At 64.6% G+C, this 24622-nt stretch carries 23 protein-coding genes and 1 tRNA gene; 15 read left to right on the forward strand and 9 right to left on the reverse strand.

From position 1 onward, the window contains the following. The 7 genes from ribF to rplU form a co-directional block, all read right to left on the reverse strand. Positions 1-1131 carry a bifunctional riboflavin kinase/FAD synthetase gene (gene ribF / locus ACZYGA_RS15380; protein WP_077373426.1) on the reverse strand — a complete coding sequence of 377 codons (1131 nt, stop codon included), beginning with the start codon at positions 1129-1131 and terminating at the stop codon, positions 1-3. A 123-nt stretch (positions 1132-1254) separates the two neighbouring features. Then, complete coding sequence (gene murJ, locus ACZYGA_RS15385; protein WP_371861107.1) at positions 1255-2799, reverse strand: murein biosynthesis integral membrane protein MurJ; 1545 nt, start codon at positions 2797-2799, stop codon at positions 1255-1257. A gap of 226 nt (positions 2800-3025) precedes the next feature. After that, positions 3026-3292 carry a 30S ribosomal protein S20 gene (gene rpsT / locus ACZYGA_RS15390; RefSeq protein WP_077373420.1) on the reverse strand — a complete coding sequence of 89 codons (267 nt, stop codon included), beginning with the start codon at positions 3290-3292 and terminating at the stop codon, positions 3026-3028. A gap of 264 nt (positions 3293-3556) precedes the next feature. Next, the gene (gene proB, locus ACZYGA_RS15395) at positions 3557-4687 is read right to left on the reverse strand and encodes a glutamate 5-kinase (RefSeq protein ID WP_077373512.1); all 1131 of its coding nucleotides are present in this window, start codon (positions 4685-4687) and stop codon (positions 3557-3559) included. Between the two features lie 261 nt (positions 4688-4948). Further along, positions 4949-6145 (reverse strand): Obg family GTPase CgtA, encoded by a 1197-nt coding sequence (gene cgtA / locus ACZYGA_RS15400; RefSeq protein ID WP_077373417.1) that lies wholly within the window; start codon positions 6143-6145, stop codon positions 4949-4951. Positions 6146-6270: 125 nt separating this feature from the next. Beyond that, positions 6271-6528, reverse strand: a complete 258-nt coding sequence (gene rpmA / locus ACZYGA_RS15405) for a 50S ribosomal protein L27 (protein WP_043335969.1) — start codon at positions 6526-6528, stop codon at positions 6271-6273. 33 nt (positions 6529-6561) lie between these two features. After that, on the reverse strand, positions 6562-6873 hold the full coding sequence (gene rplU / locus ACZYGA_RS15410; protein ID WP_065392479.1) for a 50S ribosomal protein L21: 312 nt from the start codon (positions 6871-6873) through the stop codon (positions 6562-6564). 283 nt (positions 6874-7156) lie between these two features. Here rplU and ispB point away from each other — a divergent pair, with 283 nt between their 5' ends. The 3 genes from ispB to ACZYGA_RS15425 all read left to right on the forward strand — a co-directional run bounded on the left by ispB (position 7157) and on the right by ACZYGA_RS15425 (position 8776). Then, positions 7157-8146: an octaprenyl diphosphate synthase gene (gene ispB, locus ACZYGA_RS15415; RefSeq protein WP_084209569.1), complete on the forward strand. Its 990-nt coding sequence runs from the start codon at positions 7157-7159 to the stop codon at positions 8144-8146. Between the two features lie 201 nt (positions 8147-8347). Beyond that, a tRNA-Pro gene (locus tag ACZYGA_RS15420) sits at positions 8348-8424 on the forward strand. A gap of 121 nt (positions 8425-8545) precedes the next feature. Next, the gene (locus tag ACZYGA_RS15425) at positions 8546-8776 is read left to right on the forward strand and encodes a hypothetical protein (RefSeq protein ID WP_077373415.1); all 231 of its coding nucleotides are present in this window, start codon (positions 8546-8548) and stop codon (positions 8774-8776) included. A 14-nt stretch (positions 8777-8790) separates the two neighbouring features. Here ACZYGA_RS15425 and ACZYGA_RS15430 read toward each other — a convergent pair whose 3' ends face one another. Then, positions 8791-9051: a hypothetical protein gene (locus ACZYGA_RS15430; RefSeq protein WP_176494340.1), complete on the reverse strand. Its 261-nt coding sequence runs from the start codon at positions 9049-9051 to the stop codon at positions 8791-8793. A gap of 178 nt (positions 9052-9229) precedes the next feature. Between ACZYGA_RS15430 and ACZYGA_RS15435 the strand changes: the two genes are divergently transcribed. The 3 genes from ACZYGA_RS15435 to ACZYGA_RS15445 all read left to right on the forward strand — a co-directional run bounded on the left by ACZYGA_RS15435 (position 9230) and on the right by ACZYGA_RS15445 (position 14127). Then, complete coding sequence (locus ACZYGA_RS15435; RefSeq protein WP_479399525.1) at positions 9230-10087, forward strand: prolipoprotein diacylglyceryl transferase family protein; 858 nt, start codon at positions 9230-9232, stop codon at positions 10085-10087. Positions 10088-10270: 183 nt separating this feature from the next. Continuing rightward, positions 10271-13213 (forward strand): RNA polymerase-associated protein RapA, encoded by a 2943-nt coding sequence (rapA, locus tag ACZYGA_RS15440; RefSeq protein ID WP_077373406.1) that lies wholly within the window; start codon positions 10271-10273, stop codon positions 13211-13213. A gap of 149 nt (positions 13214-13362) precedes the next feature. Further along, entirely contained in the window at positions 13363-14127 is a 765-nt protein-coding gene (locus tag ACZYGA_RS15445) for an RluA family pseudouridine synthase (protein ID WP_479399526.1), read from the forward strand. Positions 14128-14147: 20 nt separating this feature from the next. Here the strand turns inward: ACZYGA_RS15445 and ACZYGA_RS15450 are convergent, their stop codons facing one another. After that, complete coding sequence (locus tag ACZYGA_RS15450) at positions 14148-15083, reverse strand: TIGR01777 family oxidoreductase (RefSeq protein ID WP_479399528.1); 936 nt, start codon at positions 15081-15083, stop codon at positions 14148-14150. 159 nt (positions 15084-15242) lie between these two features. Here ACZYGA_RS15450 and ACZYGA_RS15455 point away from each other — a divergent pair, with 159 nt between their 5' ends. The 9 genes from ACZYGA_RS15455 to ACZYGA_RS15495 all read left to right on the forward strand — a co-directional run bounded on the left by ACZYGA_RS15455 (position 15243) and on the right by ACZYGA_RS15495 (position 24622). Further along, the gene (locus ACZYGA_RS15455; protein ID WP_479399530.1) at positions 15243-16394 is read left to right on the forward strand and encodes an NAD(P)/FAD-dependent oxidoreductase; all 1152 of its coding nucleotides are present in this window, start codon (positions 15243-15245) and stop codon (positions 16392-16394) included. 54 nt (positions 16395-16448) lie between these two features. Next, positions 16449-16835: a sirohydrochlorin chelatase gene (locus ACZYGA_RS15460; protein WP_254696575.1), complete on the forward strand. Its 387-nt coding sequence runs from the start codon at positions 16449-16451 to the stop codon at positions 16833-16835. A gap of 272 nt (positions 16836-17107) precedes the next feature. Next, the gene (locus tag ACZYGA_RS15465) at positions 17108-18019 is read left to right on the forward strand and encodes a MerR family transcriptional regulator (RefSeq protein WP_077373395.1); all 912 of its coding nucleotides are present in this window, start codon (positions 17108-17110) and stop codon (positions 18017-18019) included. A 150-nt stretch (positions 18020-18169) separates the two neighbouring features. Further along, positions 18170-19621, forward strand: a complete 1452-nt coding sequence (phrB, locus tag ACZYGA_RS15470; protein WP_479399540.1) for a deoxyribodipyrimidine photo-lyase — start codon at positions 18170-18172, stop codon at positions 19619-19621. Between the two features lie 68 nt (positions 19622-19689). Continuing rightward, positions 19690-20193, forward strand: a complete 504-nt coding sequence (locus ACZYGA_RS15475) for a nuclear transport factor 2 family protein (RefSeq protein ID WP_479399531.1) — start codon at positions 19690-19692, stop codon at positions 20191-20193. A gap of 86 nt (positions 20194-20279) precedes the next feature. Further along, complete coding sequence (locus ACZYGA_RS15480; RefSeq protein ID WP_084207751.1) at positions 20280-21080, forward strand: SDR family NAD(P)-dependent oxidoreductase; 801 nt, start codon at positions 20280-20282, stop codon at positions 21078-21080. 74 nt (positions 21081-21154) lie between these two features. Further along, a complete protein-coding gene (locus ACZYGA_RS15485) occupies positions 21155-22501 on the forward strand; it encodes an NAD(P)/FAD-dependent oxidoreductase (protein ID WP_479399532.1) in 1347 nt (448 codons plus the stop codon). Further along, on the forward strand, positions 22498-23328 hold the full coding sequence (locus ACZYGA_RS15490; RefSeq protein ID WP_479399534.1) for a DUF1365 domain-containing protein: 831 nt from the start codon (positions 22498-22500) through the stop codon (positions 23326-23328). Before ACZYGA_RS15485 ends, ACZYGA_RS15490 begins: the two co-directional genes overlap by 4 nt. 10 nt (positions 23329-23338) lie before the next feature. Further along, entirely contained in the window at positions 23339-24622 is a 1284-nt protein-coding gene (locus ACZYGA_RS15495) for an SAM-dependent methyltransferase (protein WP_176494333.1), read from the forward strand.

A 24622-nucleotide genomic window follows, 5' to 3' on the forward strand; every position in this document is an offset into this window, starting at 1 on the left:
TCAGCCGTCGTGGGGGCGGGAAGCCTGAGCTTCCCGAGCTGTGGAATCAGACACCTCAGCAGTGCCGTGTAAGGGTGCCGTCGGCGCATTCATCAGTGCGCTCAGCGGACGGCTGGCCAGCGGCAGGTCAGCCATCGAGGTCATGCAATCGAGCAATGCCTGCTCATCACTGGCGGGCGTCTCGCCTGCAGCCAGCGCGAAGAAGCGGCGTGCCAATGCGATATCGGCGTAGATGGCGGCCTTGAGAGCTTCCAGGCCATCGAAGCGCTGCTCGCCACGCAGGAAGGCACAGAAGCTGACACGCATCGACTGGCCATAGAGGTCCTCCGCGAAGTCCAGCAGGTGAACCTCAAGGACCGGGCGCGGCGTGCCGACCGTCGGGCGCCAGCCGATATTGGCTACCGCCGGGCAGGCGCGGCCATCGGCCAGATGCGCCATCACCGCGTAGACGCCGGAGACCGCCAGCGGCGCATTCGGCAGCGGCAGATTGGCGGTCGGCACGCCGATGGTACGCCCCAGCTGACGGTCCGCGACCACGCGCCCCTGCCAGTGATGGGCTCGTCCCAGCAATCTGGCGGCCAATGCCATGTCACCCGCGGCCAGTACCTTGCGCACGCGAGTGCTGGACACACGCTCACCGGCGATCTCGAAGGTGCGGGTATGCTCCACCGCGAAGCCCTCGGCGGCGCCGATGCGCTCCAGCAGCGCGAAGTCACCGGCACGATCACAGCCGAAGCGGAAGTCGTCGCCGACCACCAGGTGGCGCACGCCGAGGCCATCGATCAGTACCTGCTCGATGAATTCACGGGCCGACAATGAGCGCAGCGCCTCATTGAAGGGCAGGCACAGCACGCGCTCGGCGCCGTGGCTACCCAGCAGGCGGACCTTTTCCGCCAGTCGCGTCAGGCGTGGCGGCGCCTTGTCACCCGCGAAGAACTCGCGCGGCTGCGGCTCGAACACCACCACCGTGGCCGGCAGCCCATAGGCCGCCGCGCGCTCGCGCAGTTGCTCCAGAATCGCCTGGTGGCCGAGGTGCACCCCATCGAAATTGCCGATGGTGGCCACGCAGCCGCGACTGCCATCCTGCTTGCGCAGGCGGGCGAGATTGTGGAGTCCTCTGATCAAGTCCATGCGTGCATCACACAAGCCGCCGAAAGTGGTCGATTATAGCGAAGGGGCACGGCGCTGACAGCCACCGTTGCCCCACCAGAGAGAAAACTGCTGGAACGCGAGATGTGAATCGAGAGTCGGGGCTCAGCCCTGCATGCGGAAGTGGCGCGGACGTATGCCGCAAAGCCCCAACCACAGTGCATAGACCAGCACACCGCCGACGACCAGCGCCCCCATCATCGCACAGCGCTCCCACAGGCCCCAACCGAGCCAGGTGGTCCAGTCCGGTGACAGCCACAGCAGGCCGCCGCCCATCAGGGCGCAACCGCCAATCAGCGTCAGCGAATAGCGCCCCCAGCCCGGCTGGAAGCGCAGCACACCCTCGCGATACAGGCCACGCGCCAACAGCCCGGCATTCAGGAAGGCCGACAGCGCCGTGGCCAATGCCAGGCCCGCATGGGCCAGCGGCACGATCAGCGCGAGGTTGAAGGCCATGTTGGCGACCATCGCGATGATGCCGATCTTGACCGGCGTCTTCGTGTCCTGACGCGCATAGAAGCCCGGTGCCAGCACCTTGATCAGCATGAAGGCCAGCAGCCCGAAGCTGTAGGCCCGCAGGCTCTGGGCCGACATCACCACATCATTGTCCGTCATCGCCCCATAGTGGAACAACGTGATCAGCAGCGGCTCCGCGAGCACGCCCAGCGCCAGCGCCGCCGGCACGCCGATCAACAATACCGAACGCAGCGCCCAGTCGAGCATCTTCTGGAAGTGCTCCAGCGACTGCTCCGCGTGACGCTTGGAGAGCGCCGGCAAAATCACGGTGCCGATGGCGATGCCGATGATGCCCAGCGGCAGTTCGACCAGCCGGTCGGAGTAATAGAGCCACGACACGCTGCCGGTGACCAGAAACGAGGCCAGCACGGTATCCAGCAGCAGGTTGATCTGCGAGACCGAGACCCCGAACAGCGCCGGTGTCATCAACTTGAGGATGCGCCGCACGCCTTCGTGGGCGAAGTTCGGCCATGGCTTGGGCATCAGGCCAAGACGCAGCAGGAACGGCACCTGGAACAGCAGCTGCACGCCACCGGCGATCAACACGCCCCAGGCCAGCGCCATGGCGGGTGTCTCGAAACGCGGTGCCAGCAACAGCGCCGCGCCGATCAGGCTCAGGTTGAGCAGCACCGGGGTGATGGCCGGCACCGCGAAGCGATTCCAGGTATTGAGCACGCTGCCGGCGAAGGCGGTCAACGAGATCAGCAGCAGATAGGGGAAGGTCAGGCGCAGCATGTCACCGGTCAGCGCCAGCTTGCCGGCATCGTCACCGAACCCGGGCGCGAAGACCCACACCAGCCAGGGCGCGCACAGCATCGCCAGCGCCGTGATCAGCGCCAGGATGACGCCGAGACTGCCACTGACGGCATCCAGCAACTCGCGGACCTCTTCCCGCGTGCGCCGGGTCGCATACTCGGACAGCACCGGAATGAAGGCCTGATTGAAGGCCCCCTCGGCGAACAGACGACGCATGAAGTTGGGGATCTTGAAGGCCACGAAGAAGGCATCCGCCCCGCTGCCTGCCCCCAGCAGACTGGCGATGATCACGTCTCGCGCCAGCCCCAGCACCCGCGACAGCATCGTCATCACGCTGACGATCAGTCCGGAGCGCAGCAGTCCCGCGCGCACCGGCAGGCTGTCTCCACTGCTGGTCTCTGCCTGAGCCGTCGCCTGAGAGCCAGTCTGCACGGCCTGGCGACCCGACTCTTTCCCGACATCCTGATCGCCTCTGGGCGACTCATCCTGCGGCTTGCTCACCCTGACCCCCCTTTCACTTCCCTGATCCGATACCGATGCCATCCAACACGATAGACAGACACAAAAAAACCGGCCGAAGCCGGTTTTTTCACGCGAACACGTCTTAGACAGCCAGTGCCTTGACGCGTGCGTTCAGACGGCTCTTGACGCGAGCGGCCTTCTTCTTGGACAGGATGTCCTTGTCGGCGTAACGGTCGAGGACCTTCTGCGCGACATTGAAAGCGGCCATGGAAGCAGCGTGGTCACCAGTCTTGACGGCCTTCAGCACGTTCTTGACGCTGGTACGCACGGCGGAACGCTGTGCGGAGTTGTGCTGACGACGGACTTCAGCCTGACGAGCGCGCTTGCGAGCTTGCTTGGAGTTTGCCACTTTGATGCTCCTTATGAGTCCACCCGTAGGCGCGTACTCATGAACTTGAATTTGGAAGACGTTGTCGCGGGGCGACAGCGGGTCCGGTCATCTCTCGCTTTCGACACTTGACGTGAAGACCATAGAGAAATCAGCGACTTGACGTGGAAGCCCCGCCAAGCCTTCGCCATCGGAGCGGACCAGCTCCCGACAGGACGGCAGAGTCTAGCATGGCCGGACGGATGACTGCCAGCATGAGGCCCGCATCGGCAGGCCTCATGCGCCCTACAGCACGATGAGGTTGTCGCGATGGATCAGCTCCGGCGCCTCGATATAGCCCAGCGCAGCCTCGATCTGATGACTCGGCAGCCCCAGGATGCGCTCGGCATCGACCGCGGAATAGTTGACCAGCCCCTTGGCGATCCGCGCGCCGGATTCATCGACACACTGCACCAGGTCACCGCGCTTGAAGGCTCCCTCGATCTTCTTCACGCCCACCGGCAGCAGGCTGGAACCACGCGTGGTCAGCACGCTGACGGCACCGGCATCCAGCGTCAGGGTGCCCCGCACCTGCAGTTGCCCGGCGATCCAGCGCTTGCGCGCCGCGATCGGCGCATGCTCGGGCAACAGCAGGGTACCGAAGCGCTCGCCAGCGGCCAGGCGCGTGATCACGTCAGGCTGGCGGCCGGAGGCAATCACCGTCAGCGCGCCGCTGCGGGCTGCCAGGCGCGCCGCCCGCACCTTGGTGGCCATGCCGCCACGCCCCAGCACCCCGCCGCCACCGGCGACCTTGACCAGCATCGGGTCATCGGCCTGCGCTTCCTCGATCAGCCTGGCCGCCGGATCATGGCGCGGGTCAGCGTCGTACAGCCCTTCCTGATCGGTGAGCAGCAACAGGGCATCGGCTTCCAGCAGATTGGCGACCAGCGCGCCGAGCGTATCGTTGTCACCGAAGCGAATCTCGTCGGTGACGACAGTGTCATTCTCGTTGATCACCGGCACCACGCGCAGCTCCACCAGGGTACGCAGCGCCGAGCGTGCATTCAGGTAACGCTTGCGATTGGAGAGATCGTCGTGGGTTAGCAGAATCTGGGCGGTGGTCAGGCCGTGACGATGGAAATGCTCTTCATAGCACTGGGTCAGGCCATTCTGGCCGACCGCCGCCGCGGCCTGCAGCTCATGCACGCCACTGGGTCGCGCCGTCCAGCCAAGCCGGGACATGCCGACGGCGATCGCGCCGGAAGACACCACGATCACCTCGATGCCACGCGCATGCAGTGCCGCGATCTGGTCGACCCAACGCCCGATACCGGCATCGTCCAGCCCGCGGCCGTCGTCGGTCAGCAGCGCACTGCCGATCTTGACCACCACGCGCCGCGCCCGGGCCAATGCCTCACGTCCGACCCGACTGCCCATCTCCGCCACTTCCGCCACCTTCTGCTCCGCCACCGCACTATCTCCTGTCATGTGGTCTCCCGCCCCGCTCGGCAGGCTGTGACTGCCCCGTCGCGTCATTGTCCGCTCCCGCCCCGCTGCTGTCATCACCCTCGAGCGGCACCTGCAACGAAAACGCCCCGCCGCGAGACCAGAAGGCTCGGGGCGGGGCGTGAATCGCGAAGCGGGTCGCTCGTCACTCAGTGACTGCCTCGCAGGGCAGCCACCGGACGAACCTCGACCTCAGGGCGCGTATTCGACCTCGACGTCGTAATCGTCGTCATTGAAGTCGTCATCGTCCTCTTCTTCGTCATCCTTCTTGCGCTTGCGACGTGTCAGGCGCTCTTCAGCGCGCTCCAGCGACTCGTTCTCCATGCGCGCCAGCAGGGCGGCGTGCGCCTCGGCAGCTTCCGGATCTTCCGCCAGCTGCAGGCGTTGCTCGCCCAGCCAGCGGTGTGCGGCCTGCACCAGCTCCTGAGTGCCGATACCACTGGCCGCGGAGACGACGAACAGCTCACCTTCCCAGCCCAGACGCTCGACGAGGTCCTTGACCATCGCCTCGCGATCCTCTTCCGCCAGCAGATCGATCTTGTTGATCACCAGCCAGCGCGGCAGCTCCGTGAGTGCCGAGGAGAAGTTCTTGAGCTCATTGAGAATCGCCTCGACCGCATGGACCGGGTCGCTCTCGTCGAAGGGCGCGATATCCACCACATGCAGCAACAGGCGCGTGCGCGTCAGGTGCTTGAGGAAGCGCAGCCCCAGGCCGGCACCATCCGCCGCCCCTTCGATCAGGCCGGGAATGTCGGCCATCACGAAGTGCTGGTGGCTACCGATCTTCACGACGCCAAGATTCGGCACCAGCGTGGTGAAGGGGTAGTTGGCGACCTTGGGCTTGGCCGCGGAGACGGCGCGAATCAGCGTCGACTTGCCGGCATTCGGCATGCCCAGCAGGCCGACATCCGCCATCACCTTCATCTCGAGACGCAGGTTGCGACGCTCACCCCAGGTGCCCTTGGAGGTCTGGCGCGGCGCGCGATTGGTGGAGGACTTGAAGTGGATGTTGCCCAGACCACGACGTCCACCCTGCGCAACCAGCACCAGCTGGCCGATTTCCGTCACGTCACCGATGATCTCGAGGGTTTCCTCGTCGATCACGGTGGTGCCGACCGGCACCTTGACGATCAGGTCCTCACCCGCCTTGCCCGCCATCTGACGGCCCTGGCCGGCGTCACCGCTCTCGGCCTGGTAATAGCGCTGGAACTTGAAGTCGATCAGGGTATTGAGGGAATCATCCCCGATCAGGTACACACTACCGCCGTGCCCGCCGTCACCCCCATCGGGGCCACCACGCGGCACGTATTTCTCACGGCGAAAACTCAGGCAACCATTGCCGCCACGTCCGGCCTCGACAATGATCGACGCTTCATCAAGGAACTGCATGCTGCTCTCTCCTGACGACGACCCGGGCCGTCATGCGACAAAAAAGCCCCGCCTGAGCGGGGCTTCCTTGCAGACCGTCATACGATACCGGGGCATCGTCCAGTCTGCGTAAGCTGTCAGACGTTTCAGGCAGAAACGATGCTGACGAACTTGCGGTTCTTCGGACCCTTGGTCTCGAACTTCACGTGGCCGTCGGCCAGAGCGAAGAGAGTGTGGTCCTTGCCGATGCCAACGCCAGTACCGGCGTGGAAACGGGTGCCGCGCTGACGCACGATGATGTTGCCGGCGATAGCCGCTTGGCCACCGAACAGCTTCACACCAAGGCGCTTGGATTCAGAATCGCGACCGTTGCGGGTAGAGCCCGCCGCCTTCTTATGTGCCATTGGATAATTCTCCTATGGTGGGTAGCGCTGCAATTACGCAGAGATACCAGTGATCTTGACTTCGGTGAACCACTGACGGTGGCCCGCACGACGCATGGAGTGCTTCCGGCGACGGAACTTGATGATGGTGACCTTGTCGCCACGGCCGTGAGACACGACCTCGGCAGCAACCTTGGCACCTTCAACCAGCGGAGCGCCGACCTTGATGTCGTCGCCTTCAGCGACCATCAGGACTTCGTCGAACTGGATAGTTTCGCCAGTGGCGACTTCAAGCTTCTCGAGCTTCAGGGTCTGGCCTTCCTGAACGCGGTACTGCTTGCCACCGCTCTTGATAACTGCGTACATGATTCTCTCCATCGAACTCATCAAGGGTGTGCTCTTGGGTGGCCTGCTGCGAGTGGCGCCCCTTCTGGAGCCATCTGACAGGGAGCGGGATGAGTCACGGCCGCGTATTATAGCGCCGCGTGCCGCGATCGACAAGCAATGTCAAGATGCACACGCCCGACCCGCCGCCAGCCTGCATCCCTGCGCGGGTGCACGCCTTGACGGCCATAGGGGTACCCCATAGCATAACCGGCAAATGGCACGCCACGGCGGCCTCACCTCTCGCTACGGGCACGACGACCTCATGCAAGCCGACGCATCGACCCTTCACGCGGCAGTGGCAGATGACTTCGCCGCCGTAGACCGCACCATTCTCGCGCAGCTCGAGTCGCGCGTGCCGCTGGTCCAGACCATCGGTCAGTACATCATCCAGAGTGGTGGCAAGCGCCTGCGCCCGGTCCTGGTGCTGCTGGCAGCCCGCGCACTCGGCTATCAGGGTGATCGCCACATCAACCTGGCCGCACTGATCGAGTTCATGCACACCTCGACACTGCTGCACGATGATGTCGTCGACGAGTCCAGTCTGCGTCGCGGTCGCTCCACCGCCAATGACACCTGGGGCAATGCGCCCTCCGTGCTGGTCGGTGACTTCCTCTATTCCCGCTCTTTCCAGATGATGGTGGAAGTCGGCTCGATGGACGTGATGGCGATTCTCTCTGCCGCCACCTGCACCATCGCCGAAGGCGAGGTCCTGCAGCTGACCAACATCGGCAATGCCGACATCGATGAAGCCGCCTACTTCGAGACCATCCACGGCAAGACCGCCATGCTGTTCGAGGCGGCCGCGCATGCCGGGGCGATACTCGCCCAGGAAGCGGATGGCACCGTCACGGCGGCACAGGTCAGCGCGCTGCAGAACTATGGCCGCTACCTGGGCCTCGCCTTCCAGCTCATCGATGACCTGCTCGACTATCAGGGCGACGCCGAGACCATGGGCAAGAATGTCGGTGATGACCTGGCCGAGGGCAAGCCGACCCTGCCGTTGATTCGCGCCATGCAGGTCGGAAGCCCGGCGCAGGCCAGCCTGGTACGTGGCGCCATCGAGAAGGGCGGACTGGAGCAACTCGACGAGGTACTGGAAGTCGTGCGCCTCACCGGCGGCCTCGACTATACCCGCAGTCGCGCGCAGGAAATGGCCGACAACGCCCTGGCGGAACTCGAGGCGCTGCCGGAGAGTGACTTCCGCGACAGCCTCGAACGCATCGCGCTGTTGAGTGTCGGCCGTCAGGCCTGATCCCCCTTTCAGCCACGGGGAGACAGACCACCAGCAGGAAAACGTGACGAGAAGTACCGGCAGGATGAGGTGAAGAGAAGCGCGCTTCTCGACAGCCGAATTGCCCCTTGAGACATCGATAAAACTTTTTGACCTCAAGGGCTTGCAAAGCAAAGCTGTCTGCGTATAATTCACCTCCGTCGAGACAAGCTCACGACGCATCGGAGTATAGCTCAGCTTGGTAGAGCGCTGCCTTCGGGAGGCAGAGGTCGTAGGTTCGAATCCTGCTACTCCGACCAGATATCTGAAAAAGCCGCTGATCACTGATCAGCGGCTTTTTTGATGCTGGAAGGTTTTCCTGCGGCTCATGTTGCCCAGTGACGAACTCCCTCCAATGCCTTACATCCCTCAGGATGCCACATGCACACACTGCGCCTTGCCATGCTGTCCCTGCTGCTCACCTCCCTGCTCTCCGCCTGCGCCTCCACCCGTACCCAATGGGAGAAGCCCGGTGCCAACAGCACGGAGGCTCACAACACCTGGGCCGGCTGCCAGTACGAACTTGGCCTGACGGACAAGTCAGACAACGAGAAACAGACGCTGCTGAAGTACTGCATGGAGCGTGAAGGCTACCGACTGCAGAGCTACTGAGTCGCTCACCTGCGTCAATCGGACATCCAGGTGTCACTCGCCTTGCGGGCCCGCTCGCGACCAGCACGTTCTCGGTCGCGGCGGGCCTTTTGCTTGAGGTAGTAACTGCGCAGCGCCAGCCCCAGTCCACAGGCCAGCATCAGGGCGAACACCAGCCCCTGCCACGGGCGGGCGGCATCCCCCAGCCAGGTTTCCAGCGCGACGATGGCGATCAGCCCCATGGCCTGACTGGCAACGGCGATCGCACGGCTACGGTCATAATGATGTGAAAGCATGGGGATATCCCTGGAGCGTCCTCGGCGCCAGAGCAATGCTCAGCGCGCGAGGCGTGGATGTCGAAGTCCGTCGATTATCGCATACTCGAGCCTCACGACTGCAGCGCCGGCCAAGCGCCGCTCGACAGGTAGTGCTGACCCGAATGCCCCTTCCCGGACACCGCCAAAGGATAACCGCATGGATGCCATCGCTCTGGGCCCTGCCCTGATTTCCGTCGAACGCCTCTATGCCTTCGTGGCAGCCCTGGTAATGCTGATCGAGTTCTCGCTGCTGATTCGTCTACTGGCGCGCATGCACGCCAGGGGCACGACCGCGCCCGCTCACGACTCTCCGCCGCTGAGCCCCTCGCGCTGGTTCAATCGCATGCTGGTCAGCTGGGTGATCGGTGCGCGCCTCACTTACGTCGCCCTGCACTGGGCAAGTTATCAGCAGACACCGCTGGATATTCTCAAGCTGTGGCAACCGGGCTACCACGTGCTCGGCGGCATGCTGGCCGCGACCCTGGCCAGCCTGTGGCTATTGCGCCGACATGGCGTGATTCGCCAGGTCATCGCGCTGGGCAGTCTGACTCTGGGCCTGACCGCTTTCCTCGGCCTCAAGCAGCTCGACCCGCTGGGCAGCACGCATTCCATCGAGCGCATGCCGTCGATCACCCTGCATCATCTGGATCGCCGCCCGGTATCGCTGGATGAGGTCCGCAATCAGCGCGTGATCGTCAATCTGTGGGCTACCTGGTGCCCGCCCTGCCGCCGGGAGATGCCGCTGCTGGCCGAGGTGGACGCCCGGCCGGATGTCACCGTGGTGCTGGCCAATCAGGGCGAACAGGCGCTCGCGGTCACTCGTTTCCTCAAGAGTGAGCGACTCACGCTGGAGTTCGCCCTGCTGGACCCCGCCATGCAGCTGATGGGGCTCGCCGACGCACAGGGCCTGCCCGCCACCCTGATATTCGATGGCGAAGGCCGCCTGATCGAACGCCACATCGGCGAGCTGAGCCGCGCCCAGCTGCAGGCGCTGATGCCCCCGTCCGGATCGTGACGGACACTCTCCCCCAAATCATGAGAGAAGGCCTCATGCCATGGGTGCACCACGCCCAGTGATGACACGAGAGGACAAAGACGCCTCACAAGGACAAAAGGCGCTTAAGCCACGGCGCGTGATCCGGTAAGATACCGCGCCCCTGTATTCCCGATTCCCGTCTTTGTCCTACCCCGAGGCATCATGAGCGACTTCATTCCCGGTCAGCGCTGGATCAGTGATGGTGAGGCCGATCTCGGCCTTGGCACGATCCTCAATGTCGATTTCCGCACGGTTACCGTCCTCTTTGCCGCCAGCGAAGAAACCCGCACCTACAGCCTCCGCGAGGCGCCCCTGACCCGAGTCGCCTTCGGCAATGGCGACCGCATCCAGTCCGACGATGGCGAATGGCTGATCGTCGATGATTCCAAGGAAGTGCGCGGCCAGATCCTCTACATCTGTGAACGTGAAGGCGAAAGCGCCGGCGAGCTGCTCGAGCTTCCCGAGGCACGCCTCAACGACAAGATGCAGTTCAACCAGGCCCGTGACCGCCTGCTGACCGGCCAGGTCGACCGCAATGACTGGTTCGACCTGCGTTACCGCACCCTGCGCCACTTCCATCGTGTCGAGCAGAGCCCCGCGCTGGGTCTCTCCGGCCCCAAGGTCGACCTGGTACCGCACCAGCTGTACATCGCCGATGAGGTCTCGCGCCGTCACGCACCGCGCGTGCTGCTGGCCGATGAAGTCGGCCTGGGCAAGACCATCGAAGCCGGCCTGATCCTGCATCGCCTGCTGCTCAGCGGTCGTGCCCGTCGCGCCCTGATCCTGGTACCGGCGAGCCTGACCCACCAGTGGCTGGTCGAGATGCTGCGCCGCTTCGCGCTGGATGTCTCGCTGCTCGATGAAGAGCAATGCAAGGCCCACGGCACGCGCAACCCCTTCGAAGGCAACCAGATCATTCTGGCCAGCCAGGACTGGCTGTTCGCCAACCCGTCGCGTCAGGTCCAGGCTGCCGCCTGCGACTGGGACATGCTGATCGTCGATGAAGCCCACCACCTCGACTGGAGCGAAGACAAGGTCGGCCCGGGCTATGCCTGCGTCGAATCACTCGCTCGCCAGACCGCCGGTGTGCTGCTGCTGACCGCCACACCGGAGCAGATGGGGCTGGAGAGCCACTTCGCGCGCCTGCGCCTGCTCGACCCGGAGCGCTACCACGACCTGGAGCGCTTCAAGGCCGAGGAAGAGGGTTACGTCGCCGTGGCCTCGGCCATCGACAGCCTGGACGCCCTGCCGACTGACACCAGCGGCCTGGACAGCCTGACCGCCGTGCTGGATGACGGCGACAGCCGCGCCCTGCTCGAGACCCTGATGGACAGCGACAGCGATGACGCCCAGCGCGACAGCGCACGTCGTCAGCTGCGTGACCAGCTGCTCGACCGCCACGGCACCGGCCGCGTGATGTTCCGCAACTCGCGCACCCACGTCGAAGGCTTCCCCGAGCGTCGTCTGCACGTCCACGAGCTGGAGTTGCCCTCCTCCTACCGGCGTGTGGTGCGCAAGCTGGAGCGTGACGAGGACTACCTCGATGACCTGCTGATCGAGACCGGCATGAACCACCCCGAGGTGGTGCTGTTCCTCGACGAGATGTACCGCGCCCTGCCCGATGACCGCATGAACGCCGAGCCCTGGTGGCAGATCGACCCGCGCGTCATGTGGCTGCTGGAAACCCTGACCGACCTCGGCAACGAGAAGGCGCTGGTGATCTGTCACACCGCCGATACTGCGCGTGAGCTGTCCGAAGGTCTGCGCGTGCTGGGCGGCGTGCATGCACCGGTCTTCCATGAGGGCATGAGCCTGGTCGAGCGTGATCGCGCCGCCGCCGCCTTTGCCTCCGAGGAAGAAGGCGTGCAGCTGCTGGTGTGCTCGGAAATCGGCTCGGAAGGCCGTAATTTCCAGTTCTGCCACCACCTGGTGATGTTCGACCTGCCGGTGCATCCGGACCAGCTCGAGCAGCGCATCGGGCGTCTGGACCGCATCGGCCAGCAGTTCCCGATCGAGATCCACGTACCGGTCTTCGAAGGCTCACCGGGCGCCCAGCTGCTGCGCTGGTACCGCGATGGCATGGACGCCTTCAGTGCGCCCCACGGCATCGGCAGCGAGCTGTATTCCCAGTTCGGTGACGAGCTGGAAGAAGCCCTGCTCGACAGCGAAGAGATCGACAGCATCATCGAGCAGACCCGCGAACGCTTCGACGCCCTGCAGGCCGAGCGCCAGTCCGGTCGCAACCGTCTGCTGGAACTCAATGCCTGTCGTCACGAGCGCGCCGCGGAAGTCATCGCCGCCATCGAGACACTGGACAACGACAAGGCGCTGCCGGGCTACCTGGAGCGCGCCTTCGACATCTTCGGTATCGAGAGCCGGGACCTCGGCGATGGCATCACCTACCTGGCACCAGGCCCGCACATGCTCGACGGCCTGCCGGGGCTGGTGAAGGGCGAGGAAGGCTTCAGCGTCACCAGCGACCGCGCCACGGCGCTGTCACGCGAAGATGTCCAGCATCTGTCGTGGGAGCACCCGCTGGTCCGCGAGATGCTGGTGCGCATCATCGATGGCTCCATGGGCAACACGGCGCTGGCACTGCTCAAGCACCCGGCGATCCCGGGCGGTCGCCTGATGACGGAAGTGGTGTTCCGCACCCAGTCCACCGCACCGCGCGGCTTGCGCCTGGGTCGCTTCCTGCCACCGACCGCCATCCGGGTACTGCTGGATGAAAACGGCAGCAACCTGTCCGATAAGGTCTCCTTCGGCGGGCTGGCCAAGAACCTCAAGCCGGTCAAGAAGGCGGTCGCGCGTGATCTGATCAAGCAGAGCCACGCGACACTGCGCAAGCTGATGAGCGACGCCGAGCAGGAAGCCGAGCGCGAACTGCCGAGCATCGTCGAGCAGGCCCAGCAGCAGATGCGTGAGCAGCTCAGCGCGGAGCTCGCCCGCCTCGAAGCATTGGCCAGCCACAACCCGTCGGTGCGCGAGGAAGAGCTGGAAGCGCTGCGCCAGGAGCGTGCCGCTCTCGATGGCGCCATCGAGACCACGCGTCTGCGTCTGGACAGCGTGCGCGTCATCGTCACCGTGGATGCTCACGAACGTTGATCTGCCCGCGCCGTGACGTCACGGCTTGCCAATGACGCAAGAAAAGCGCCCCACCTGCCATCGGCAAGTGGGGCGCTTTTCATTGTGAGTCGCCGAAAGCGTTATTCTTGGGCCTGACCGTCCAACCCCTACCACCCTAGAGCACCGTCATGGCGACATCACATCCAGAAAGCCGACCCGACACCACGACCGAGCATGGCTGGCAGGGACAACGCCTTGCCGAGGAGGTCGCGCGTGTCGAGGGAGTGGGGCTGACGCTGCTGGCGGCAGGCGATGACTGGTGGGCGATCGACAAGCCGGCCGAGCTGCCCTCGGTACCGGGCCGCGACCCTTCACGCTTCGACAGCGTCCATTCGCGCCTGTGCCGGTTGAGCGAGGACACCCGTGCCGTGCATCGGCTGGATGTGGCAACTTCCGGGGTGCTGCTGGTGGCGCGCAATGTCGAGGGACAGCGGCGGCTGTCGCGCCTCTTCCAGTCGCGCACCCTCGAGAAACGCTACGTGGCCGTGGTGGCAGGGCACCTCACGCCCGACGAGGGCAGCATCGCCCTGCCGCTGCGCTGTGACTGGCCGCGCAGACCGCGACAGATCGTCGACTTCCTCCATGGCAAACCGGCACTGACGCACTATCAAGTCGAGCGTCACCTGATGCTCGATGGCCTGCGCCCGGATGGCTCGCCTCAGACCCTCGCCGCCAGCCGTGTCCTGCTGACACCCCATACCGGGCGCTCGCATCAGCTGCGCCTGCATATGCTGGCGCTCGGCCACCCGATCATCGGCGATGCCTTCTATGCCCGCGGCGCGGCACTCAATGCCAGTCCGCGCCTGTTGCTGCATGCGGCGCGTCTGGTGATTCCGCCGGCCAGCGACAGCGATGCCCCACCACTGGTGCTGGAAGCGCCACTGCCCTTCTAGCACTGCCTTCCTGTCAAGGCTCACTTGCGTGACAGGATATCGGCGAAGGCCACGTCGAGGGTCGGGTAATCGAAGGTGAAGCCTGCGGCCAGCAGGCGCGCCGGCACCATGCGGGCGCCCTCCAGCAATAGCGTGCTCATCTCTCCCAACCCCAGCTTGAGTGCCTTGGCCGGCAGCGGCAGGATCGCCGGGCGCCCCAGACCGCGCGCCAAGGCGTGGGTAAAGCCCATGTTGGTAACCGGATGCGGTGCACTGGCATTGAAGGCCCCACTCAAGTCCTCATCCTCCAGCAGACGCTCGATGATGCGGATCAGATCATGGCGGTGGATCCACGGCATGTAGTGACGGCCATCGCCGAGACGCCCACCCAAGCCGAACTTGAAGGGCGTCAACAACTTGGCGAGCGTTCCGCCATCCGCTTCCATCACCAGACCGATGCGGATGATCGCCAGGCGAACACCACAGTCCGAGACCGGCATGGCGGCCGCTTCCCAGTCGCGACACAGGCGATGATTGAAGTCATCGTGAGGCGTTGCCTGCTCGTCGATCTCGACATCACCCGGCTCGCCCGCCTTGGGCTGCGCGCCGTAATAGCCCATCGCCGAACCGGATACCATCACCTGGGGAGCCTGCCCCTCAGCCGCCAGTTGCTGACACAGCAGCACCAGATGCTCGGTGGTTTCCAGCCGCGAGCGACGCAGCTCTTGCTTGTGATCCTCGCTCCAGCGCCTCCCGGCAATCGATTCCCCCGCCAGATTGACGATGCCCTGTGGCTGCCAGTCCTTGAACATCAGCGCCGAATCCGCCGCCTTCAGGGTGATGCCCAGTTCGGCGAACTGCCGCTCGGCCCGCTCCGGACGACGTGACACCACTGCCAGCTCATGCCCGGCCGCGGCCAGTGAGCGGCAGAGTGCCTGACCGACAAATCCCGTTGCCCCCGTGATCAAGATTCGCATGCTGTCCTCCTCGGCGATGAAGCATCGAGTGTGCCAACTCTTGCCATGAATCTATACCTTTATTGTACAATCCTGCACAAGAAGTTAACTTCAAGGGATGTCGGCGTCATTTCATGCTGCATCCTCCCGGTCCATCTTCCCCAGCAGGAGCCCTGCCTGATGTCAGTATCGTCCATCGCCATCATCGGTGCCGGTATCGCCGGTCTCTCTGCTGCTTCGTACCTGGCAGCGCAGGGTCACGCGGTGACGATCTTCGAGAAGGGACGCGGCCCGGGCGGGCGTCTGGCCAGTCGGCGCACTCCCCACGGCCCCCTCGACATCGGCGCTCAGTATTTCACCGCGCGTGATCCGCGCTTCCAGTCAGCGCTCGAGACATGGCGGGCAGACGGTATCGTCGCCCCCTGGGGTGACAGGCTGTTGCGTCTGGGCAAGACAGCGTCTGACACGCAGGAATGGCAGCGGCTTCGCGATGATTCTGCCCGCTATGTGGCCAGTCCGCGCATGAGCGCCCTGAGCCGCCACCTGAGCGAGGAGCTGCCGGCCAATGCCACCCTGCACACTCGCCTGCGCATCACACGCCTGGTCCGCGATGAAGCGGCGGGCGGCAAGGTTCGCTGGCAGCTTGAGGACCGGGACGGCGAGCGGCATGGTCCCTTTGATCATGTGATGATCACCGCCCCGGCCCCTCAGGCCCGTGCTCTGCTGAATGACGCCGGTACCGACGCTGAAGGCAACGTGCCGGCCTCGGCGCAACAGGCCTCACACTCTCTGGCGCCCGAGCTGAGCGCCCTGCTCTCGCGGATCGAGATGGCACCCACCTGGACCGTGATGGCCGCATTGGAGACACCGCTGCCGGCCCTGGCAGGCATCGAGGACTGGCAGGGGCTGCTGGTCAGTCGCGGAGATGACGCCCCACTGCGCTGCGTGATGCGACAGCATTCGCGCCCCGGCCGCCAGCCCCCCTCGGGGGCTCGCGAGACCCTGAGCCTGCTGGCCACCGCCGGCTGGAGCCAGACTCACCTGGAAGACTCGCCTGAGGACATCTGCGCGGCACTCTGGCAAGCCTTCACGGCACTGCCCGAGATCCAGGCGCTTGGCGAGGACTGGAGTGAAGACAAGGTATCGCTCACGGCCCATCGCTGGCGCTATGCTCATCCGACCCGCTGCGCACCTCAGGCAATGCCCGCCTCGCCGATGAGTCAGCACGGCCTGAGCCTGGCGGGCGATGCACTGAAAGGACCGCGAGTCGAAGATGCCTGGCTGTCAGGACGCGAAGCGGCAGAGCGACTGGCTGACGCGCTGAACTCATGAGCTCACGAGCTCAGAGAACTGACCCACGATCTCCCCCCATGACAGGAAGCCCTCATGAGCAAGATGGAACACCAGGATGACGCCTTGATCCTGCTGGCGCATGGCTCGCGTGATCCACGCTGGCGCGAGCCCTTCGAGGCACTCGAGACCTCGCTCGCCAGTCGCCTGAAGCGCCCGACACGTCTGGCCTACATGGAGTTGTGTGACCCGCTGCTGACCGACACCATCGACGCCCTGGCGGCAGACGGTGCGGCGCGTATCGACATCCTGCCGCTGTTCTTTGCGGCGGGCCGCCATCTGCGCGAAGACGTCCCCGCCATGCTCGAGACATCCCGCCAGCAGCATCCGGATTGTCCGATCACGTTGCTGGACCCGGTGGGTGCCCATCCAGCGTTTGTCGAGGCCTTGATCGAGATTGTGGAGCAACAGGACAACGCATGATGACCCGATGACCCGAGAGAGACTGCGAACCGGAAAGGCTCTGCGATGCCACCTTCAGGCCTGCGCGTCGAATATGCGACGTGAATTGACGCGTGATGCCACTTGTCAGGCCGAGGCGGCTGCGCCATCCTGAGCCCCACATGTACAGCTAATGCACAAGATGCATTGCCGGCATCCCGCAGCGCTTCGAATGCTTCAGTTCCCACTTCTGTGCTTCGTTCCTCTTCCTGCTTCATCCGGGATGCCTCGTCACCGCAGAGGTAACACCATCCATGACTGACAAGGCCACGGAAACTGCCAGCTCGCCCCTGTTTCCGATCCGTGAAGTCTCACGCCTGACCGGCGTCAATTCGGTCACGTTGAGAGCCTGGGAGCGCCGCTACGGGTTGATCGAACCGCGCCGAACGCCCAAGGGGCATCGCCTGTATGCCCGCGAGGACATCGAGCGCATCGAGCACATCCTGCAGTGGCTCAACAGGGGCGTGCCCGTCAGTCAGGTGCGGGAGCTGCTGGATCAGCCCCAGCCAGAGACGGCGCCGATGCCGGATGAAGGCAGCTGGGGCGGCCAGCAGCAACTGATCATGGCCGCCATCGACGCCCAGGATGAGTCTCGGCTGGCGGAGCTCTACAACCAGAGTCTGGCGCTGTATCCGGTCAACAGTGTGGTCGAACGCCTGTGGAAGCCGGTGGTCGAGCAGCTGGAGGAGCGCGGCACCACGACCTTCGGGGCCCGATTGGCACAATGTTTCCTCGAGAGCTTCCTGCGCTCACGTATCGGCGCCCGCCTGATGTTCGCGAATCAGGAGCGCCATGCCCCGCACATCACTCTGACGCGCCTGCCGGATGAACCGGGGTTGAGCTGGCTGCTGCTGCTGGCGCTGGTCGCCAGCGATGCCGGTTATCACGTCAGCCTGCTGGATGGCCCGCTGCCCCTGGCCGAGCTGCCACTGGCCGCTGAGCGATTCCAGGCGCAGGCCGTGATCCTGGTCGGCACTCAGGCCGAGCGCAGCGATGTCATGCGCCGCCAGTTGCCGCGGGTGGCAGAACAACTCTCCGTGCCGTTGGCCATCGCTGGCCCGGCCGCCCAGATTCGCCAGCAGGAGCTGGTGGACGGGCCCCTGGAAGGTCTCGGGGCCGACCCCGTTCAAGCGGTGGTCCGCCTGAGGTCCTTGCTGGCTCGTTGATCCCCCCGAAGCTCCTGCGCGATGCACATTTCCGACCGCAAAGGAGCTTTCATGCCTGCCCCTTCTCCCACATCCCGCACAGCCACCGCCTCACGGTCTCCCGGTACGGACACCGAATCCGGGGCTGACTCCGACGCGAGCCGACAGCCTCTGCAGCTCGTGTGGCTGCGAAGCGACCTGCGCGTGCATGACAATACCGCCCTCTCGCAAGCGGCCGCACGCGGCCCGGTGGTGGCGGTGGTCATCCCCTGCTACGCCCAGTGGATGACCCATGGTCATGGTGCCAACAAGCTCGACTTCCTGCGTCGCGGTCTGCACGTCCTGCAGCAGGCACTCGCCGGCCATCACATCCCGCTCAAGGTCCTCGACTGCGACACCTTCGCGGAAGTACCCGAAGCGCTGGCCACGCTGTGCACGAAACTTGGCGTCCAGGCGCTGCACTTCAATGACGAGTACGCCGTCAATGAGCGCGAACGCGACAGACTCGTCCGCGCGCGCCTGGCCGACAGCGACATCCGCCTGCATCGCTACACTGACATGCTCGCCTTCACGCCCGGCGAACTGCTGACCGGCAAGGGCGATTACTACGGCGTCTTCACGCCCTTCTCCAAGCGCTGGCACAAGGAGATCGACGCGCGGCGTCTGGCGCTCAATGAGGCTCCCCCGGTGCAGGATGCGCCCCGAGACGCCGAGGGACGCGAGATTTCAGGAGACGCCATTCCCGCGCTTCCCGACACGCCAAGCGTCGACGTGGAACATGGGCCGAGCGAGCCGCTGGAGGCGGAGCGATGGCCTGCCGGCGAGGATGCCGCCCAGGAGCGCCTGGAGCGCTTCATGACCTTCCGGGCGCGCCGCTACCACGAGCAGCGCGACCTGCCCGCCACGCGCGGCACCAGCGAACTGTCCCCCTATCTGGCGCTCGGCATGATCTCGGCTCGACAGTGCTACGCGGCGGTATTGGCGGAAAACGGCAGTCTCGCCGACGGTGATGTCGGCCTGACCACCTGGGTCAACGAGCTGATCTGGCGCGAGTTCTACCAGCACATCCTGGTCGGCTTTCCGCGCGTCAATCGCCACCGTCCCTTCCAGCGCCATACCGAAGCCCTGCAATGGCGCGATGATGACGCAGGCTTCGCCGCCTGGTGCGAAGGCCGTACCGGCTACCCCATCGTCGATGCCGCCATGCGCCAGCTGGTCGAGACCGGCTGGATGCACAATCGCCTGCGCATGGTGACGGCCATGTTCCTCACCAAGCACCTGTTGATCGACTGGCGCCGTGGTGAGGCCTACTTCCTGGCACACCTGGTGGATGGTGAATTGGGGGCCAACAATGGCGGCTGGCAATGGGCCGCCTCGACCGGCACCGATGCCGCGCCCTATTTCCGCATCTTCAACCCCACCACCCAGGGGCAACGCTTCGACAAGGACGGCGACTTCATCGCAAGCTTCGTGCCTGAGCTGGCCGACCTTCCCGCCAAGCGTCGTCACCAGCCCACGGCTGACGACTGCCATGCCTGTGGCTACCCGCGCCCGATCGTCGACCACAAGGCCGCCCGCCAGCGAGCCCTCGATGCCTTCAAGGCGCTCACCAGAAGCGAATGACCCTGCCAGGCGGCCTGCTGATCTCCAGCGGGCCGCTTTTTCATTGTCTCGACGTCAGGAGCACAGCCATGCAATCGCTGCCCCCCGAGATGGGCCCGGCGCTGGTTCGGGTCTGTCGCCTTTACGAAAAGCTGGACAAAACCTCTACAGAGCTGCTGAAATCAGTCTATAGTGACGATGTCGTTTTTCGCGATCCTCTGCACGAAGTTCAGGGCCTGGAAGCGCTCAATCAGTATTTCTCAGGCTTGTACACGAATGTCTCATCGATTGATTTCGTGTTTCATCATCCGCTGGGCCCGACTCGGCCAGAGCCGGCGGCCACGTCGCTTGAGGCACCGGACACGTGGGAGAGCGCGGAGCAGGGACTGGCATGGTTAAGCTGGACGATGACCTATCGCCATCCGCGCCTGAACGGCGGCAGCGATATCGTGGTGGAAGGTGCCTCACGCCTCGAATTCCGACACGGCAAGGTATGTCGGCACCGTGACTTCTTCGATGCCGGCGAGCTGCTCTACGAGCAGGTGCCGTTGCTGGGCAAGGTGATCAGGCTGCTCAAGCGACGCATGGACTGATGTGCCCCCAGGCACGCAGATGACATCCCCCACCGACAGTCAAGCGGTGCGCTCATCGCGACAGGCGAACACGCCAAGGAGAGAGAATGCCCAGTCAAGCCAGGCCCCCAGCCACGACACGCAAGCGCATCTGGTTGACCGGTGCCAGCTCCGGGATCGGTGAAGGGCTGGCGCGTCGCCTGCTGGCCGATGGGCATCGTGTCGTGCTGAGCGCACGCTCCACCGACAAGCTGAAGGCCATCGCGGCCGACGCCGAACAAGGCCCCGGTGATGCACTGGTGATCACGCTGGATCTCACCGACCGTGATGCCATCCGCACGGCCGCACGACAGATCGAGGAAGACTTCGGTGGACTCGACCTGATGCTCCTCAACGCAGGTACCTGCGAATATCTGGATGCACGTGATTTCGAGGCCGACCTGGTTCACCGAGTCTTCGCCACCAATTTCCAGGCAGCCGTGGATGTGATCGAGAGCGCGCTGCCCCTGCTTCGCACGGCTGCCGCGCAGGGGGGAGAGCGGCCACAGCTGGCGGCGGTGTCGAGTGCCTCGGCCTACCTGCCGCTGCCACGCGCCGAAGCCTACGGAGCTTCCAAGGCTGCAGTGAGCTACTTCCTCGAGTCGCTGCGGCTGGACCTGGATGCCCAGGGGATCGATGTCAGCGTGATTCATCCGGGCTTCGTCAAGACACCGCTGACCGAGCGCAATGACTTCCCGATGCCGATGCAGGTCACGGTCGATCAGGCCGTCGAGGCGATCGTGTCAGGGCTGGCGCGTCACCGGCTCGATATCCACTTCCCCAGGCGCTTCACGCTGCTGGTGAAGCTGCTGGGCATTCTACCGCCGACATTGCGCCGCCAGATCGGACTGCGCATGACGCGAGATTGACCGACATCAGGCATGCGAATGCCTGCCACGAACAGCATGTTTCTTGATCGCAGGTCTTCCTTCTCTGGAGTGGCATGAATACAACGACGTCACAGGCAACAGCTCCTCTTCCCCGCCAGCGGATCGCCGTCATCGGCAGCGGCATCAGCGGCATGGCAGCGGCCTACTACCTCAGTCGTCACCACGAGGTGCATGTCTTCGAGTCGGCCGAGCGTCTCGGCGGCCACACTGCGACCATGGACGTGCAGACCGCCGATGGCAGCGAATGGGCCATCGATACCGGATTCATCGTCTTCAACGACCGCACCTATCCCCACTTCCAGCGCCTGCTGGAGCGTCTCGATGTCGCCTACCAGCCCACCGAGATGAGCTTCTCGGTACACACCACCGCCGAGGACTTCGAGTACAACGGCCATACGCTGCTGTCGTTGTTCGCCCAGAAACGCAACCTGCTGCGTCCGCGCTTCTATCGACTGCTACGTGACATCCTGCGCTTCAATCAGCAGGCCGCGGCGGACCTGGACAGCGGCAGGCTCGCCGAGGACGCGACCCTGGGCAGCTATCTCGACGCCAACGGCTACTCGCAGGTGTTTCGTGAGCATTATCTGCTGCCGATGGGCGCGGCGATCTGGTCCGCCAGCATCGCGGACATCGAGCGCTTCCCGCTGCAGTTCTTCGTGCGCTTCTTCCGCCATCACGGCCTACTGTCGATCAACGATCGTCCCCAGTGGTTCACGCTGATCGGTGGGTCACGCAGCTACATCGCCCCGCTGACCGAGGGCTATGCCGAGCGCATTCACCTCAACAGCGAGATCCGCCAGATACGGCGCGATGTCGACGGCGTGACACTGGAGCACGTCGATGGGCGCTGCGAACGCTTCGATCAGGTGGTGCTGGCCTGTCATGCGCCTCAGGCACTGGCTCTGCTGAAAGACGCCAGCGCCTGTGAGCAGGACGTGCTCTCGGCGATCACGACCCAGCGCAATGATGTGGTGATGCACACCGACACCTCCCTGCTGCCCAGGCGTCGTGAGGCCTGGGCGAGCTGGAACTACCGTCTCGATGGCCGGGATGACGCCCAGCGAGCCAGCGTCACCTACGACATGAACATCCTGCAGCGCCTCGATGAGCGCGACTATCCGCCTCGAGAGACCTTCTGCATCACGCTCAACGACAGCGATGCCATCGACCCCGCCCTCGTACTGGGCCGTTACGCCTATGATCACCCGCGCTTCACGCTTGAGGCCGAGGCCGCCAAGCAGCGCTTCATGGAGATCTCCGGTGTCTCGCCGCGGCCCGGTGGCCCGTTGGGACGCACCCATTTCTGTGGTGCCTGGTGGCGCAACGGCTTCCATGAAGATGGCGTGTGGAGTGCATTGCGCGTCGCCGAGGCACTGGGTGCCCGCGAGGCAGACGATTGAAGGCGCCCGCCAGCCGTATCGGCTACGGCACGCTGCGCCATCGCCGCCATGCGCCGCGCCAGCATGCCTTTCGCTATCGCGTCGCGATGGCGTGGCTGGCGCTGGATGAGCTGCCGGACCTGATGGCAGGCCGACGTCTGGCAAGCGCCAGCCGGGCGGCACCGCTGGCCTTTCGCCAGCGCGACCATCTCCCGGCAGCCCTGCACGGTCTGACGGATGGCCCATTGATCGAGCGTGTCCATGAGGCTTGTCGACGCGAGCTCGCCATGGCGGGCGATCATGCGCCCCTGCCGCAAGGCCGCATCTTCCTGCTGACCCAGCTGCGGCATTTCGGGGTGGGCTTCAATCCGATCCGACTCTATTACCTCTACCACGCGACGGGCCAGCTGGGCGCCGTGCTCGGTGAGGTGACCAACATTCCCTGGGGCGAGCGTGTGCTGTATGCCTCGCGCACCGATTCGCGACGGCGCATGCATTCGGCGCATTTCGACAAGCGCCTGCATGTCTCTCCCTTCATGCCGATGGGCATGCGCTATCACTGGCGCTTCAATGACCCCAGCAACGATGAGCTCCTGTTGCACATGGAAAATCATCCACTGGGCGAGGAAGTGACACGCAAGCCCGGGGAATCACTCTTCGATGCCAGCCTGAGCCTGCATCTGGAACCCGCGACTCCACGCGCCATGACCCGCCTGCTGCTGCGCTTCCCGTGGATGACGCTCAAGACCGTGGCAGGCATCCATTACGAGGCGCTGCGTCTGGCGCTCAAGCGCGTGCCGATCTTCGATCATCCGCGCCCTCAGCCAGAGACTCGGCATCCGTCATGAGGACATCACCATGAGCCAGTTTGAACCCGTTCCCCCCAGTCCGGTGGCAATCCCCCGTCACGATGACCGCCTGACCCGCCTGCTGCGCCCTCGGCTGCTGCGCATGCTCGACAGACTCGAGGGCGGCAGCCTGACCGTGCTGGAAGGTCGTGAGCGCCATGTGCTGGGGCAAGGGGGGCCACGTGACATCACGCTGCGCATCCACGATTCGCGCGCCTGGCGGCGCATGGCACTGGGGGGCACCGTCGCGGCGGCGGAAGCCTACATGGACGGTCAGTGGGAGACGGATGATCTGGTGGGGCTGGTGCGTCTGTTCGCCTTCAATCTGGAACAGGTCAATGACTCGGTGGACAGCGGGACATCGCGCCTTTCCAAGTGGGCGCTGAGTGTCGCCTACGCGCTGGCGCGCAATACCCTGGCGGGCTCGAAGCGCAATATCTCGGCGCACTACGATCTTGGCAACGACCTCTTCGCGCTGTTCCTCGATCGCGAGCACCGCATGTACTCCGCGGCGGTCTTTCCGCATCCCCAGGCAGACCTCGAGGAAGCCTCGACGCACAAGCTGGAGCGACTGTTCGACCTGCTGGAGCTGGGGCCACAGCATCACCTGCTGGAGATCGGTACCGGCTGGGGCGGCCTTGCCATCCATGCTGCCCGAACGCGCGGCTGTCACGTGACCACCACCACCATCTCCGATGAGCAGCATGCCTATACGGCGGCACGCATCGCCGAGGAAGGACTGGAAGATCGCATCACGCTGCTCAAGCAGGATTATCGTGCCCTCGAAGGCCGCTTCGACCGTATCGTCTCGGTGGAGATGATCGAGGCGGTCGGGCATCAGTATCTGCCGACCTACCTGAAGACTCTCGAGCGACTCCTCAAGCCCGAAGGCCTGATCGCCCTGCAGGCCATCACGATCCGTGATCAACGTTTCGCGGCCGCCAGCCGCGAGATGGATTTCATCAAGCGCTACATCTTCCCGGGCGGCTTCCTGCCCTCACATGGCGCCATACTGGGTGCCATGCAACGTGATACCCAGCTGAACCTGCTGACACTCGAGGATATCGGCCTGCATTACGCGGCCACGCTCAAGGCGTGGGGGCAGCGTTTCGAGGCACGCCTCGACGATGTCTATGCACAGGGGTATGACGAACGCTTCGTGCGGATGTGGCGCTACTACCTGGCCTACTGTGAAGGGGGCTTCCGGGAGCGCACCATCGGCACCTGTCAGCTGCTGCTGGGAGGCCCGGGCGCGCGCCCGGTGCAGATGGGACTCAAGGACTGGAACGCCTGA

Source organism: Cobetia sp. BL01, assembly GCF_056493605.1.